Annotated in this window: 14 protein-coding genes and 1 tRNA gene; 2 read left to right on the top strand and 13 right to left on the bottom strand. The window is 50.6% G+C overall.

Going from position 1 to position 15,779, the window contains the following annotated elements; genetic code table 11:
* Positions 1-2 precede the first annotated feature (2 nt).
* Genes E0E47_RS00935 through E0E47_RS00965 form a run of 7 tightly spaced genes read right to left on the bottom strand, consistent with a single transcriptional unit; the run spans position 3 to position 5,005 of the window.
* The gene (locus tag E0E47_RS00935) at positions 3-677 is read right to left on the bottom strand and encodes a Crp/Fnr family transcriptional regulator (protein ID WP_008624837.1); all 675 of its coding nucleotides are present in this window, start codon (positions 675-677) and stop codon (positions 3-5) included.
* A gap of 11 nt (positions 678-688) precedes the next feature.
* Positions 689-1,720 carry an FAD:protein FMN transferase gene (locus E0E47_RS00940; protein WP_130892618.1) on the bottom strand — a complete coding sequence of 344 codons (1,032 nt, stop codon included), beginning with the start codon at positions 1,718-1,720 and terminating at the stop codon, positions 689-691.
* Positions 1,711-2,289: a manganese efflux pump MntP gene (locus E0E47_RS00945; protein WP_008624849.1), complete on the bottom strand. Its 579-nt coding sequence runs from the start codon at positions 2,287-2,289 to the stop codon at positions 1,711-1,713. The genes E0E47_RS00940 and E0E47_RS00945 overlap by 10 nt, the downstream gene beginning before the upstream one ends.
* A 22-nt stretch (positions 2,290-2,311) precedes the next feature.
* Entirely contained in the window at positions 2,312-3,013 is a 702-nt protein-coding gene (locus E0E47_RS00950) for a DUF6048 family protein (RefSeq protein WP_130892619.1), read from the bottom strand.
* Positions 2,970-3,470, bottom strand: a complete 501-nt coding sequence (locus E0E47_RS00955; RefSeq protein ID WP_130892620.1) for a DUF6452 family protein — start codon at positions 3,468-3,470, stop codon at positions 2,970-2,972. Before E0E47_RS00955 ends, E0E47_RS00950 begins: the two co-directional genes overlap by 44 nt.
* Positions 3,471-3,488: 18 nt before the next feature.
* Positions 3,489-4,442, bottom strand: coding sequence for a glycosyltransferase family 2 protein (locus E0E47_RS00960; protein WP_008624853.1), 954 nt, complete (start codon positions 4,440-4,442; stop codon positions 3,489-3,491).
* A gap of 2 nt (positions 4,443-4,444) precedes the next feature.
* Positions 4,445-5,005: a DUF4199 domain-containing protein gene (locus tag E0E47_RS00965; protein ID WP_008624854.1), complete on the bottom strand. Its 561-nt coding sequence runs from the start codon at positions 5,003-5,005 to the stop codon at positions 4,445-4,447.
* 284 nt (positions 5,006-5,289) lie between these two features.
* Between E0E47_RS00965 and E0E47_RS00970 the strand changes: the two genes are divergently transcribed.
* Positions 5,290-5,363: transfer RNA gene (locus tag E0E47_RS00970), tRNA-Thr, on the top strand.
* Between the two features lie 55 nt (positions 5,364-5,418).
* On the top strand, positions 5,419-6,138 hold the full coding sequence (locus E0E47_RS00975) for a hypothetical protein (protein ID WP_008624855.1): 720 nt from the start codon (positions 5,419-5,421) through the stop codon (positions 6,136-6,138).
* Positions 6,139-6,229: 91 nt separating this feature from the next.
* Here the strand turns inward: E0E47_RS00975 and E0E47_RS00980 are convergent, their stop codons facing one another.
* The 6 genes from E0E47_RS00980 to E0E47_RS01005 form a co-directional block, all read right to left on the bottom strand.
* Positions 6,230-8,302: a hypothetical protein gene (locus E0E47_RS00980; RefSeq protein WP_232038281.1), complete on the bottom strand. Its 2,073-nt coding sequence runs from the start codon at positions 8,300-8,302 to the stop codon at positions 6,230-6,232.
* Between the two features lie 102 nt (positions 8,303-8,404).
* The gene (locus tag E0E47_RS00985) at positions 8,405-11,095 is read right to left on the bottom strand and encodes a hypothetical protein (protein ID WP_130892621.1); all 2,691 of its coding nucleotides are present in this window, start codon (positions 11,093-11,095) and stop codon (positions 8,405-8,407) included.
* A gap of 21 nt (positions 11,096-11,116) precedes the next feature.
* Entirely contained in the window at positions 11,117-11,650 is a 534-nt protein-coding gene (locus tag E0E47_RS00990) for a DUF3575 domain-containing protein (RefSeq protein ID WP_130892622.1), read from the bottom strand.
* Between the two features lie 117 nt (positions 11,651-11,767).
* The gene (locus E0E47_RS00995; RefSeq protein WP_130892623.1) at positions 11,768-12,985 is read right to left on the bottom strand and encodes a fimbrillin family protein; all 1,218 of its coding nucleotides are present in this window, start codon (positions 12,983-12,985) and stop codon (positions 11,768-11,770) included.
* An 18-nt stretch (positions 12,986-13,003) separates the two neighbouring features.
* Complete coding sequence (locus E0E47_RS01000) at positions 13,004-14,407, bottom strand: fimbrillin family protein (protein ID WP_130892624.1); 1,404 nt, start codon at positions 14,405-14,407, stop codon at positions 13,004-13,006.
* 57 nt (positions 14,408-14,464) lie between these two features.
* On the bottom strand, positions 14,465-15,772 hold the full coding sequence (locus E0E47_RS01005; RefSeq protein ID WP_232038282.1) for a hypothetical protein: 1,308 nt from the start codon (positions 15,770-15,772) through the stop codon (positions 14,465-14,467).
* Between the last annotated feature and the right edge of the window lie 7 nt (positions 15,773-15,779).

Genomic DNA, 15,779 nt, shown 5'->3' on the forward strand with positions numbered 1-15,779 from the left:
TTTTAGAAGGCCTGGATCAATTTCTCCAAGGCTGGTATGATAATTTTCCTTCTTTTTAATAAGACTAAGTTTTCTTTCTGTAAACGGTTCAGGGCACGTGACACATTCATGCGTGGCTCATTGATTTGTAATCCGAGGTCTTCCATGCTGATTTCCAAAATTTTTTCCCCGGCAGGGTATACGCTGCGGGAGTGAATGAAATTGACGATACGTTTCTCCGTATTCCCTGAAAGGTTATGCCACAGCCATCTTCCCTGACGGTAAATATAGGAGGACAAGAGGTTGATCATGTTAAGCCGGAATACCTCGAAACGACTGAATAACAAGGTCACTCCGTCTTTGGGAATGATCAGGGCGCGTATGTCTGTCTGTGCTGTATAAGTATGCGTGTAGTGTGGAGTAATGCCGTACAGGGCTTCCGGTTGCAGGGCTACTGGCGATTGTAGCCGTTCGTAGAATGCGAAGCGGTTGTTGTCCGACCGGGTACGCATTTCGATGGTGCCCCGGAAAGCCAGTATCAACTGTCGGCAGGGGTGGTCCTGTTCTGCCAGGTTCTCTCCTTCGGCATATTGGACGATCCGGTGAGGGACAGACGTGGAAAATTGTGCCAATTCACTTTTTCCGATGCCTTGAAACAATGGCAGGGCGGTCAAAGTGTCCAATGTAAAGTTTTCCATATATGTCTGTTTTATCGGGCCATCATCGTTTGGAGGGCCGGAGTTGTGTACACTTGGTTCTTCCCTTTCTCGTCCGCATAGATAAGGTAAGCTTGTATGTCGGGAGTGGACTGCAATATCTTTTTAGCCTGTTCCAATCCCATGACCATAAATGCCGTAGCGTATGCGTCGGCGGTGGCGCAGTCTTTGGCCACTACGGTGGACGACAGGATGGAGTGCTGCACAGGATAACCTGTGTGCGGGTCTATGGTATGTGCATACTTTTTTCCATTTTTGTAATAGAAGTTACGGTAATTTCCCGAAGTCGCGATACCGAGGTCCGTGACGTTCAGTATGGTTTGGATTTCATTGTTGACATTCAATGAATCGTCTATGGGCTTATTGATGCCCACTTTCCATTTTTGCTCTTTGGGACTGAGTCCTTTCACCACGATTTCCCCTCCGATTTCAATCATGTAGTTCCGGATGCCTTTACGGTCGAACAGGCGGGCTACCGCATCACTGCCGTATCCTTTGGCAATGGCACTGCAATCCAGTATTACCCGAGAATCCTGTTTCACGACCTTTCCGTTTTCCAAAGCCACTTTTTCAAATCCGACGAACGAAAGGATACTGTCGATTTGTGACGGAGTGAGATTCTGCCCGTTTTTGAAGCCGAATCCCCAGGCATTGACTAGCGGGGCGACGGTGATGTCGAATGCACCGTCGGTATGTTTGCTGATGGTTTTGGCCAGTTGGAATACGTGGACGAACATGCTGTCCGGGGTAACCTCCTCATTCCGGTTGATTCGGCTGATGACCGATTCTTTATTAAAAGGAGAGAGGGAAACATCCACTTTTCGTAATTCGGCTTCAATTTCCTTTTGCAGACTGGAATCGCATTGGTAGGTTACGTGGTAAAACGTGCCGAAAACTGCTCCTTCTTCCCGTTGGAAAGGAATATTGGAGTGTGGGCTGCGTATGGCATATATCGTGCCGATAACCAACAGGATGAGAAATGGCAGTTGCCAACGTAGTTTTTTTCTTTTATCGTTCATGAGCATAAACCTAAATGTTCTACAATGATTTTAATACCGATACCTATCAGGATAAGACCTCCGGCGGGTGCCATGGAGCATGGTATCTTGCGTCCGATGAATATGCCTGTTCCCAATCCGGCTATGGTAAGGGCAGACGAAATGGCGGCAATGAGGACGGTTGGCATTGCGATGGTGTCCCAACTGCTACCTATTGGCATAAAAGCCATGGAAACTCCTACGGCCATGGCATCTATGCTTGTGGCTACGGCCAGTGTAAGGATGACTTTATAGCTTAGCGGGTCGAACTTGGTTTCCTCTTTTTTCCCGAAGCCTTCCCGAACCATCTGGATACCGACGGCAGAGAGCAATCCGAAAGCAATCCAATGGTCTATGGGAGCCAGAAAACGGCTGAAGAGTGTGCTGACATACCAACCGGCCAATACCATTGCACCCTGAAAGAGGCCGAACGAAAGGATCATGGCCAACATTGGGCGCAAGACGATGTGCTTGACAATAGCACCTGAAGTGATGCTTACGGCAAAGCAATCCATGGCGAGTGCCAATCCTATTAGTATAGCTTCTGTGATGTACATGTTTGCATGTTTTTGCCAGGGTTTAAATGTCGAATATGATATTGAATGTTCCACCGATACATGAATTGCCGTATTTGCCGAAACCAGGCACATACCATGGAGAACCTTGCGGGGCCTCGCTGTGGCTCATGCGGATTTTATAGCGTACGTTCCATCCTAAGTGGAAAATTTTCCATATCCGTGTTTCTATGCCGAACACGATTTCTCCCCAATGGGATTTGGCCGAAAGCCCGTTGAACACGAACGGGACTTCGTTTCCCCACACCGGATCGGCGAATCCCGGGGAGCTTATATCGTATTTGAAAGACGTGAAAGCATAACGTAAGCCTAAATACAACCGGTTGCCAGTGTACCACTTTTTAGTAAAGTTGTAGTCCATACCGATGCGGAAATAAGGTGCCTTGGTTTTGTAAGTATTGCCTGTTTCCTCACCCTCGCAGTTACTTTCCCCATATCCCAATTCAAAAACCGGAAAATATTTCTCCTTGAAATTCAAATGTGCGGCCACTTCCATTTGCGAATAATCCGAATTGAGGGATTTCATAATGACACCTACAAGGTCGCCTGACAGGGCCACTCCTCCGAATATGGGTGCTTCCTTTTTCGTCAGGTCTTCTACGGTTTCCTGAGGCTCCTTGTTGTCGGTTTGTTGAGCGTAGGAAGCGAAAGGGAGAAGTAGGCTAATTACCGCTACGGAAATATATTTTAAAATTCTCGGATACATTATAATTGATATTCGGATTTACAATTGAAACGGAGTCTACAAGCAGTCGGGTCCAACGGACGGCGGTCACATGGTGGAACATCGAAGCCGGACAAGTAGGGGATTCGTAATGCGGAATGTTTTCTTTGTCAATCCAAATGGTGTCCCTCCGCGTACGGCCCACCGTATCGGTGAAGTGGAAGATAAGCGTGTCGGTTGCGGCACTGTAACTTACCGGAAGTTCCACTTCGCTTCCTCGTACCAGGCGGTTAATCAAAATGGAATCCGTTCCGGCAGCCGTGACCGTCAGTGTGTCCAACACTTGGATTTTGCTTTCCCCTTCATCCGTGGCGGCATAGAATCCATACGTACTGTAAACGACATTGTTTATCGGGCAGTCGGTAGATTCGCAGGAAACGGCAGCAATGAAAATGCTGATGCAAACCAACGTGAGGGTTATACCTTTTAGTTTCTTCATCTTCAAAAGATGTAATCTTTATATTTCTTTTTCAATCAAGTAATTGTTGCGTTCTGGCGAATTGCGGCTGATGAGTTCTCCCAAGAAGCCGGTCAGGAAAAGTTGCGTACCCAGTATCATCGTAGTGAGCGCGATGTAGAAGTAGGGTGAGTCGGTAATCAAACGGTAGTCGTTGCCGCAATACATGTCATACAGCTTGTTCACGCCGATAACCCCTGTGGCAATGAAACCCAAAATGAACATGATAGAACCTAAAAAGCCGAAGATGTGCATCGGTTTGACCCCGAATTTGGATAGGAACCAAAGGGAAATCAGATCCAGATAACCGTTGAAGAAGCGGTTCAGGCCGCCGAATTTGGTCTTGCCGTACTTGCGCGCCTGATGGTGCACCACCTTTTCCCCGATTTTGTCGAAACCGGCGTTCTTGGCCAGATAAGGGATATAACGGTGCATTTCCCCATAGACCTCAATGCTTTTCACGACTTCCTTGCGGTAAGCTTTCAATCCGCAGTTGAAATCGTGCAGGTTTTTGATACCACTGACCTTGCGTGCGGTGGCGTTGAACAGTTTGGTAGGGATCGTTTTAGACAACGGGTCATATCGTTTTTGCTTGTATCCCGACACCAAATCGAATCCGTCTGTCACAATCATACGGTAAAGTTCCGGTATCTCGTCGGGGGAGTCCTGAAGGTCGGCGTCCATGGTGATGACCACGTCGCCCTCCGCTTTCTTGAAGCCGCAATATAAGGCAGGGCTTTTTCCATAGTTACGGCGGAATTTGATGCCTTTCACGCAACTATGCTTTTCCTGCAAATCTTCAATCAGTTGCCAAGAACGGTCGGTGCTGCCGTCATTGACGAAAATGACTTCGTATGTGAAGCCGTGTGCGTTCATTACGCGTTCAATCCATGAATATAATTCCGGGATGGATTCTTCTTCATTGAAGAGAGGAATTACGACTGAAATATCCATATTTATCGGTTTTGACTGTGAGTCGTACGGCTCTTTCCGCTCAATCCGATCCACGCGGTGGGGATGGCCAGTAGGAAGCCGAACATGAGATTATATACTAAGAATTCGAAAGTCAGTTGTATGGGAGAGATACTTTTAAGCAGGTCTATGACTTGGCGGCTGACTTCGGCCACGTCCTCTCCCGGCATCATGCTTTGCATCATAGCTACAGCCTCGGGCTGTTGCATGATGGTGGAATAAGTCTGGAGGAGCAATCCGTTGTCGATGTAGCGGAAATAAACAAATTGGGCCACCGCCATGAGCAAGGAGGCATACATGAAAATCAGCGTCGCCATCCACCACGACTGGCCGAAACGAAGGGGAAACACTTCACCTCTGAATTTCCGTATCAGGAAACCGGCTGTCACCACGGACAACAATCCGATGATGAGACCCACGTTGCCTACGAGCGGACGGGTCAACCCGATAATATAAAAAGCAAAACTGACAATCCACATCAGGCCCACCACGGCACCGTATTGGGCGGCAAAAGCACGGAGTTGCTTGTAGCTTATTGCATTCATTATGACATATATTACATTTAGCGTGCAAAAATACGAAAAATTAGCGGAATACGGCGAACTAAACTTCTTTATTTTTGTAAAATCTAAGCGGTTGAAAATGAGTTTTATTTCAGGAATGCATTAAAAAAGTATATACCAATGTTTGGAACGGAAAGAAAAAGTTCCTACCTTTGCAACCGCAAACGGGAAAGTCCTGTACGGCCAGCTCCCTTCGAATCCCCCAGGGCTTGATCGCAGCAAGGGTAGTTGGTTGTAGCGGCGCGATGCAGTAAGCTTTCCCACCCGCCTCTTTAGCTCAGTTGGCCAGAGCACGTGATTTGTAATCTCGGGGTCGTTGGTTCGAATCCGACAAGAGGCTCAAAAAGCACAAAGGCGAAACCGGAAAAGTTTCGCCTTTTTATTTTATCGGGCTTATGGCGTATGGAAAATATTATAATCCGTTGATTTTAGCACGTCTTGAATCCTATTTCGAGTCGGGCGATTGGGACGGATTGGCTGTGTATCTGGACGGCTTGTCCCATCGCGAGTTCCGTATGGCCGGTGAAATCATCAGCATGCAAATCATGCCTCGTGTCTCGGATACGGTGTTTTGGGAAGCGTTTTGTTTCCTGTTGGTGCGTAATTCCAAAGCTTTTCTGGTGACTTTGCTCAAGTCCGTTCCCCTTCGGAAGCAAAAAACCGGTTTTACATTGCGGCAAGACGGCTATGTGCCGGTAGCGGAGTTCCTGAACGATGCCGGGACGGAATTGGACCGTGCCAAATTCATCCGGTTTATGGTGGAGGTCTTCGGGGAAGATACGGAGGAATTGTCTTATTTATTCGGAAGCCTTCATGTAGATACGTCGCACGAACGTGTGCAATATTTGTTGCAGGGCAGAGGAATGTCCTGTTATTATTTATTATTCCAGTGTATGCGTCAGTTGGAGCATGAACGCGATCTTCTGGTGCGTTGTTGCCAATTCCTGATGAAAAAAGGCGATGCCTTGTCGTTCAATCTGGCCAGCGTGGCCAAGCTGTATTTCGACCTGACGCCGGTGAAGGGTACCTTCTCCTTGCATCTTGCTCCTTATCAATTGGGATGCCTCGATGCTTCCTTCGAGAGTTTCTGCAGGGTCATGAAGAGCATATCGTGAAAAAATAAAGACATCCACCCAAGGGATGTCTTTTATTATGTAATTTATGAATGATAACCTCACGGATATTCTTTTCTGTTAGAAACAATTATTAAAATGTGTAGCTTGTGCCGAGACTAACCTTGGCCACTATGTCATTGAACGGTGACAATACTTCACCACCGATGAAACCGTTTTTCAAGTAATAATGGACTTCCGGTTCGAGTAGCAGGCTCCATTGGTCGTTGATACGGTATTGCGCCACGGCACCGAGCAACAATGCAGGTGCTCCGCCAGGGTTCGCGGCGGACAGAGGACGGGGGGAGGAACCCACTTCGAGTTCGCCGCTGTATATCCGGGCATTGTCCGACATGCACTTGCTGTACAAGGCACCGCCTTCCACGAAGAGGTTGAACTTCCGGTTTAAGTCATATTTCTGGTAGACGTTGGATAAATTAAGCATATAGGCCAGTTTGATGTTCAGCAGGTTGTAGCGGTATTGCCATAGTGCGGTGAATTGTTTCTCCACGCCCATGAAATCCACCACATAACTCCCATACTTGTTTTCGTTGAGGGTTTCATACTCTATGGCAGCCTTGAGTGAGACGTAAGGCCCGAGGTGGTAGCCCACGTAGAACTGTCCCGAGTAGTTCAGGGCGAAGTCGCCCACGGTGTTCACCGAACGCATGTGTTTTAGCCCTCCTACTTGCACGCCGGAGAACAGGCGTGGCTCGAAGATGTAAGGGGGCCACGAGGCGCGTTCTTTCCGGTTGGCTGCACAGACGCGCACGCCGAGCGATATGGAGGCCGAAGTTTCGGTGAAGGATGCTTCGCGATCCACATTCACGTATGGTTCGCGGAAGTTGGCCACCACCACACGGGGCTCCACGAAAAAAGAAGTTTCTTTGTCCATGCTGTACAGGAAAGTGGCGGCACCTGTGAAACCGGCGTAGTTGCATTTCAGGCCGTTATCCGTTCCCGGGATGTATTTGGTCAGCCAACCGTATTCGCCTCCCACGGCGATGTTCATCTCAAACGGATGGCGTACTTGCCGCCAATAGGGGAAGAAGTTGAGAGGATTGACCAATCCTTCGAGCCGTCCGGCAAACATGCTGCCCTTGTAACGTGTCTCGTAGGAGGGGCGGGCTTCGGTGGATGCCGTGGTGTTGTAGCTCCAATAATATTCGGAAGCCGTGGCCGAGAGGCGGAGTCCCACGATGGGGTCGAACCACCGGCCCACGGAAATCTTGTAGCCCGTGCCGGTCGTTTTGAAGAAGCCCAAATCGTCGCTGTCATAAAAAGTCACACCTTGTGCCAGTTCGTAGAAAAATCCACGTGTATAGACCACCTCGCTGTTATAAAAGTCATTGGTATTATCCATATTGACCGTCAGGCCGGTTTTCACACCGTATTGTATGTCATACTTTGACACGTTCGTATGGCCGGAATGGTCGGCTTGGTCGGTCAGTGCGGAAAAGAACGGTTCTATGAAGAACTTGGCGTTGCGTCCGAGACCTATACCGACGTTTATACCTGCCTGTCCTTTAAAAATGGAAGCGAGCTCCCCTTGGAAAACGGAATGTATATAGCCCACGCCGAGAGTCGGAGAGATGCGGAATATGCGTCGTTTGTCGTAGCCATAAAGGTAATCGGACAGATGAAATACATAGTCTATATTGGCTTCCCATTGTTTCACGGTACCATTGCCGTCCTTCATGTCGTAGTTCGTATGCAATAGCGTGGCGCGTAGGCCATGTAGCCGGTTGAAGTCATACCCAACCACGCCACCGAAAGGTATCCCGTTCTTCATGGCCCGCTGGCCTTTTGGGGATACTTGCGAGAAGCCTGTCGTGAATCCTACGTACAGGTGGTCAAGGAAACGGTTGCGGAAAGTATCGCCTTTTTCCACGTAACGGTCTGAGTACAGGTAGTCTAAGGGGTTGAAATCCACGGTGTGGTCCAATTTGGGTTTGGAGGAGGTGGATACTGCCGTGGAAACCTGTGTTTCCGTGGTTGGCCGTATCGCAGTGGTGTCGGCTGTTTCCGGTGTGGAGGATGTCGCCGTGCTGTCGGGTGTTTCCACAACAGGCCGTACCGCTGTCACCATCGTGTGCGCCTGTCCCGGTGATATGTACCACAGGCATAGGCATGTGCATATTATTGTATATTTTTCGTACATCATCATGTTTTGTATTCGTTATATTGTTTTGCCTTTGTTTTATGCCATTTTATTCTTTACCAACCGTTTATGTCATCTTGAACCTATAATGCCTTTTTCATATTCATTTCATTCCTCCATGGGTGTTGCGGCGGGTTGTTGTACCGGTATGGCAGGCGGACTGGCCGTGTCGGCACTGTTGGTCTGGATTTCCGTTCCGGATGCCGCTTCGGCAGACGAGGTGGTTGTGGGTGCGTCTCCTGTCCCTATGTCCTGTTCCCCCGTAGTTGCGCCGCCATTTTCGGCATCTCCGGGGATTGCCGGCTGCGCTGCTTGTTGGGGGGCTGCGGACTTCTCCAAATCGGTCAATATCTTGCGGCATTGTTCCGGATCGGCTTTGAGTTTTTTCCAGTATTTTTTGAACGCTTTGCGGTATTCCTTGTTGAATGTACCGTCGTTGAGCATGTATTTCAGGTTGCGCTCATCCTTCAGGCAGCATTGTACCATAGGTAATCCCCAGTCTATACGTTTGTCCCCGAAACTGTTCACCGTGGGGTCATCGGCCGATGGTTCGAAAAACTCATCGAACATGAAATTGTCGTCCATGTATCCCGTCGTGGTGCGTTTTGGAGCATCCAAGTTGAAGCGTAGCTGTGCCTTGAGGTAAAGGGCTCTCGGGTCGGCGGGGGATACTTGTGTGGCATCGTCCAACATGTAGAGCGCAGTGCCCCAGCATCCGGGGTCTTCCTGCGCCGCCAATACGACGATTTTGTTCCAATATGAGGAGTTTGATACGGTATCCATGACCTCCGGGTCGTTCCATTCGCAGTTCAGGCAGCGAAGGAACATTTTCAGTCTGCGATATTCCGGTTTGCCGTCAGGCAGGAGCATTTCCGCTACGCGGTAGGCCGAAGCGAAGGCACCGGCATTGGCCAACATCTTAATGTGAGATGTGACGATGGCTTCGTCGTTGTACCATCCCTGCCAACTTGCGTTGCCGAAGTCGTCCATTTTTTGTTTGTGGTATTCCAGATTTAGTTGCACGTCGATGTAAGGTTTGAGCAGATTGGTGTCTGCCACGCCGCGTTGGGCGTAACACCGGGCCAGTTCGTAGGCTGCCAATGGCCATTGGCGCAGGCCGTCCTCGTCTTTGACCGACGTGTAGGCGGCCCGGGCTATAGTTTCCTTTTCCTTCGGGTCTTTAATCATGCCGAGTAGTTCGTAGAACTCGTAAGGTACTTGTTTTTGCCCGGCGCGGTATCCGGGGTCGGTCTGGTAGAGTTCCCATATCTCTTCACGTGTCTTCACGCGGTTGGTGTAGTATTGGTATTCGATGTCCACGATGCGCAGTTGGGGCAGGATCTGCTGTTCGATGATGCCCCAGCACGGCAGTTTGCGGATGGCGGCCTCCTGCCGCCCCATGTCTTTCGTCGTGGAGAGTACAGCTCGCACGCTGGCAGCCTCTTCTTTTAGCGAGTCGGCTTCCAAAAGGTTCGCCACATCAGTCCATGTGGCCACCTTGTGGGTGGTTTTGATTTCGCCCGTGCGGCGGGCATCCTGCAAGGCCGGGAAACGGCTCAATTCGCCGCGCAGGTATTCCGCACGTTCGCGGCAGAGGCGGGCATTGATGGCGTTGCCGCCTTCGGGCGAGGCCGACCCGTGGATGACCGCACTGGTGATGCCCGCATCGGCACCCATATAGCGCGACATGTTGTCTTTGAGTTGGTTCATTTGTTTGAAGTTCAACGTGTCTGTCGGGTCGAGGCGTGCTTCTCCTACCACGAATTTCAAATCGAGCTTTTCGTGGTCTTTGCTGAATTCTGCCCGTCCTCTTCGTGCATAGCGCTCGCGGTTGATGGGAAGCTCGATGAGGCTGTAATCCAAGAAGCGCATGGGATCTTTTACATAGCCTTCGCTCAGGCAGACACTGTCTTGCCGATAGGGGATGTTGGAGTTCATGCCGTATGCCTGAAGAGCATCCACCCGGTAACGCGTATTGCGGTCTACGGGTTCCAATACGAAGTGGATGAGCATGGAATCTTCCACATGGGAATGCATGAACGTTCCTTCACGGTATTTGAATAAGGGGTCGCGGGTTTCGTCAAAGCCCATACGGCGCAAGTTGCCTTTTTGAAACTGTTCGCCGTCTTTCACGAAAGGAACCAGATGGCCCACTACCTCGCCGTTGCTTTCTTCCTCATTCTCGTCCAGGTTCACTTCTTCGCTGATGGGAATCGCCTTGACCACGGGGCTGACGATGATGCGTGATTTGTCATCCGTGTCATCGGCCGACAGGTAATAGTAGAAAGGGCCGACCACCATGCGGTTACCGCACATGTTGGGGATTTGCGGTTCATTCTTCCGCTTGCGTTTGGCGGTTTTGGTGATTGTGCCCATTTGCTTGGCGGCCAAGCAGGTCACTGTAATGTCCATTCTGCCGCGCAATGGCTGCTTCACGAGGGTGGCTCCTTCCGGTTTCACTATGATATAGCCTGTCAGTGGAAGCTGCATCAGGCAGTAGCCATCCTGGTCGGTCTCGCCCAAGGCGTCGTACTCTGACTCTGATTGTGGGACATAGGTCCTGCCCTTGGCTTCCTCCTCTTGGCATTTCTTTTCGAAAGCACTGGCCTTGCTCGCATTGAAGAAGCCATATACGATGGCATTCCGCCAAGGGGTGGTTTCCTTGCTGTTCAGGTCTTCCGTGCGGTGGACCGTGATATTGATGTTCTTCACCTGGGCTTCTGCGGGGATATGGACCGCTACGATGAACAGCAGGAACAGCAGGTAGCGTGTAATCATATAGAAATTCGTTTTATACATGGTGATATGCAAGTTGCGGGTTTACTTGATGATATAGGCGAAGGAAACGCCGAGTTTAAACGGGATGAAGGCATAGCCGTGCGCTGTGCGGCGGTTTTCGGAATAATGGTCGTCGCGGTAGTAATGCTTGTGGTCGTAGTAGACGGCACCCACACTCCCGTAACATTCTATGTTCCAATGGGGCGAGAGGAAGAAAGCGTAGCCGAAAGTCAGTCCGCCACCCCAGGCGTCGCCCTTATAGGTCTCGCTGCCCCACGTGATGTCGTAAGACGTGCCAAGGGCTGCCACTCCGATGAATTCGCGCATCATGGGGCGTCCGCCGAACCAATAGCGGAACTCGGGGATGGCACCCGCCATTTTCATGTCCATGCCCCACGGTTTGTAGTTGCCGAATACGGACAGGCCGAAAGTGGTCTTGTTGCCCGTAACGATTTCCATGCTTAAGTTGGGGGTCATCAGTCCATCCCATAGTGCGTCGGTCTTCAGGGCCAATAGCTGCGCTTTCAGTCCGGCTGTTACAGCTACTGTTATGATTGTTGATAAAAGGCGTTTCATTCGTTCTTTTCGATTGGTTTGTTCTTTTTTATTCAAAACATCTTCCGGCGCACACGGTTGCAAGGCATGCGGCCGGAAGATGTGCCGTCGGGCTTTTATGCCAGAAGGGAGGGCATGTCATAACTCGACGGAGGGGCCGTTGACGGAATCCTGCCAATCGGTGAGGCTGGCATTCGCTTTCACTTCTTCTATGTCATTCACCGTGATGGTCACCATGTAAGAGATTCCTTGTCGGAACAGGTTGGTCTCGCTGTCGGAAGCACCGTAAGGAGGCCCTACGGTAAGCCATTCTTCCGTAGTGATGTCGAAGCCTTCTTCTGGGGCTTCCCCCTCTTTGTGCAGCGTGATTTCAAGACGGTATTTCTTTTCCGGGTAGAGCATCAGGCTGCCGCCCACTCTCGTGGCCTGTCCCAAGGTAGTGCCGATGGCTACAGGCTGCAAGTCTCCGTCTTGTGCATCCTTGAGCGTGAAATCTGTCCTTGCGCTGTCGTCCGATGGCTTGATCCTTTCAGCTAGCGTGAGCCTCTTGTCCGGATCTTCTCCCCATGGTTCACGTTTTTCCAAGTCGGCCACGATGAGGTCTACTTTGGAATGCGTATCGAGGATTCTGATGGACTTCACGGAAATCTTGTCGGCATCCTCAAACACGGATTCTTCTTTTAGCGGATCCGCTCCGGGTTTCACCTGAAACTGTAAACGTGTCAGCATGTGCTGCAAGCCGATTAAGGGCATGGCTGCGTCCGCGTTCTCCCGGAAGTAGCGTGCGCTGTAAGCATACTTGTCTTGGAGCGTGGCTCTCCCCCAGATAATGTCCTGCGTGCCGTCTATCGTATAATGCACTGTGGCGCGATGGCGCGGGCCGCCGGAACCGTCTCCGTCTGCCGACGCTTCATACGTGATATGGGTATCCTCTGCATACGGATAGTAGCCGTAGAATTCATACATGTAGAATTGGCTGATGGGGTAGAAGTAGTGCCCGTCCCACGACACGTTGCTGCCTTCCTTCTTCGCTTTCACGTTTTTCATCAGGCAGGAAGCGTAGTTGTCTTCAGGGGCGAACCACGAGATATCGGGTGCGCCGTCGTTTTTCTCCTGTTTTCCACGTGCGAGACAGAACACTCCCATTTTGTCCAGATTGCCGTCATCGTCCACTGTGGCCCGCTTGTCCACAGAAGTGGACACGTCATCCGAATGGGCGGCGAAGCGGATTTCCACTTCGCTGTTGCCGGGTATGAATACGGGGGCGGCCGCATAATCCGACAGGTTTTCGTTGGAACAGCCGGGCAGCAGCGTGCAAGCTGCTGCCACGGCCCAAAGATAATGATGTAACTTCATCTGTCTCTGTAGGGTTTATTAGTTGACGTTTGTATCCACTTCGAGGTCACCACCGTTCTTCCAACCGGTAAGCGTGGCGTCGACTTCAACCTTGGCCATGCCATAGACCTTCACATTGACTGCATAAGAAGAACCAGCGTCGGCTTTTGCGCCTGATGCTGTTCCACCTTTGGTCAAATCGATGGACTTTTCCAAGGTGACTTCACCTACGGCTTCGTGTTCAGAATCATTTTCCTCGAATGTCTGTTCTATGGTAATATACATCGTATATTCTGATTCTCCCGGAGCTACCATCAACGCATGGCCTATCGGTTGTTTTTCATACGTCTTGTCAGGGGCTTCACCGGAACCTTCATTGATTGTGACTGGTTCGAGGTCTGTTACAGCTGAGTTGGCTGTAGTACGGCTCTTCAAATATAGTTTTACAGGTTCTTCTATGGCAGGTTCGCTACCGGTAGGAAGCGTCCATTCCAACATGTTCTCCGGTTTGAATGTTCCGTCGGTCAAGTCGTAAGCCACAATCATTTTACCCGTGGTCTTGGATTTTACCGCAATGTTCGTAACTTTGAGGCCTACGGCTGATTCTGCTGCGGCTTGTACGGTGAAAGTGAAACGGGTGAGCAAGTGTTGCATGTTGATAGCAGGCTTGATACCGGCACGAGCCGTTTGGGCGGAGAAGCCTAAGTTCTTGCCCTCGTCATCATCATCCCCTGCATTTGTGGCTACACCTGTCATCAAATCTTGTGAACCGTCAATCTTGAACCATACATATTTCATCTTAGCTTCGCCATCCACTAATGAGTCACGTACCATGAAATCTGTATTCACGCTTACGTCCGTTTTATTCGCTTTCCAAACAGGATTAGTGTAAATCGTTGCGGCATCGTCGATGTTATAAGCGAAGAAATCATGTATGCCTCCGTCGGGATAATACTTGGGAGACATCTCGTCTGCCCATGACAGTGCCCCGGATGTTGCACCAGTAGGAGCCGTGACTTTTACGTTGGGGAAATTGACGATTGTGGCTGTCGGATCCTTATGCTCTTCTGTTACCCCGTCATAGTCAGGGTCGTCGATGTTTGGGTCGTCAGTACCTGATTCGGCAGCACTCAAATAAGTCCAAGTGGTGAATCCCCACGGATTAGTCTGGTTTTTGTCAGACTTGGAGCGTTGCATCATCAGAAGGTATAACTCTTCTCCCATCCATTTATTGGCTTCTTGTCCTTCAATGTCGCCGACGGTACCAATCCCACGCTTTTCAACCGACACAGAGGGGCCGTTCAGGGCCAGTTCTACCGGCACCAGTCCGTTGCCAATCCCTATACCGGACGTGCCGTTGGTTACGGCAACGTCGTCGTTGGAACAACTTCCCAACATACCCATGCCTGCTACTAAAGCAGATGCAAAAAATAATTTTTTCATAAAATAAAAATTTTAGTAAAACAATATGTTAATTACACGCATTGTGTCAGCATTGCGTCAGTTTGTATCTTCCTCTTCTTCTCCGACGGTGATGTCGCCTCCCGAAATCCATCCCAGTCCCTTGCCGTCCACGGCCAGTTCTATTTTGCGCGGGCCGTAGACTTTCAACAGTACATCATGCTCTTTACCGGCCTGGAATCCGCTTTCAAGCCGCAAGTTGCTGTAATTGGCAATGAAAATGGACCCCGAAGGAATCTTATCCTCCGGATTAGCCGTGAGGAAGCGGTAGTAGATGATTACCCCTAATCGGTCTATGGGAGGAACCAACAGTGGCTTGCCGATTTTGACAGGCTCTTCTTCCGGGTCGCTCACGCCGGGTTCCGGGTCGAACGTGGCATTTTCCCTTTTCAGTGTCGCCCCGAATTCGGTCGGTGTGTTTTCGTTGGGTACGTAGACCGTGTCGCACTCCGCTTCCCATGAAATGCCCGTCCGGGGCGCATTGGTCTCGTCCGTCCAGTCGTGTGAAACGCCGGCCCAGTCGGCGGCTACCGTGAATTGCGCCCTCGTGGGGATGACCAAGGCGACGGACTGTATGCGTATTTCCCGTCCTTGTTGCTTCAGGGTATCGTAAGCTTGTACCAGGAAGTTGAGCCGTGCCAGTTCGTGCTTCACGCGAAGATGAGGTTCGACATGCAGGCGGGCACTTTTCGTGCTGTATACCAAATCCCCGGCATGATTCATGAGATATTTGGTTTCATCATTGTCCGGCAGCCTTTCGGCATCTTCTGTACCGGGACGGGCGTATGCCGACATCAGGTCTTGTGTGCCGTCAATCCGGAAGAACTTGGTGATGCTGCCTTGTGTCCGTTGTTCCGGGGCATATTCTTCTGCATCTCCTTTATAATAAAGGAAGAAATTGTATTTATGCTCCGGGTAAACCGCGCTGTAATACGGCGGCTCGCCATCGGCCCATATCAGTTCGCAGGCGGCTGAAATCCGTGCTTTGCGGTCGTTTATCAGGCAAAGGGGCGCACCGCCCCCAGTGGAAGTTTCGTCGGCTGTGAGGTCTGAGGGGCCGTCGTACACATGGTTGCGCGTCAGGAATGCGTAGACGCCGAACTCCGCTGCCATCCATTTGGCACGTTCCTCTTCGTCGTCCCAAAAGCCGAAAGACCCTTGGCCCCGTTTTCCCGTCACTAAAGCGTAGGCCGGGTCGGTGAGCGACAGGGTGACGGGGATGCTGTCCGCTGTCATTTCCGGGTTCGGGTTGTCTGCGTCGTAGACGGGCGCATACAGTCCGGGGTAGGACTCGTTGCAGGCTGCGAGTGCGCAGCACAAACCTATTCCTGCGATGTATCTTTTCATTTCAGTA

The sequence above is a fragment of the Paraprevotella xylaniphila YIT 11841 genome (genome assembly GCF_900683745.1).
GTDB classification, from domain to species: Bacteria; Bacteroidota; Bacteroidia; order Bacteroidales; family Bacteroidaceae; genus Paraprevotella; species Paraprevotella xylaniphila.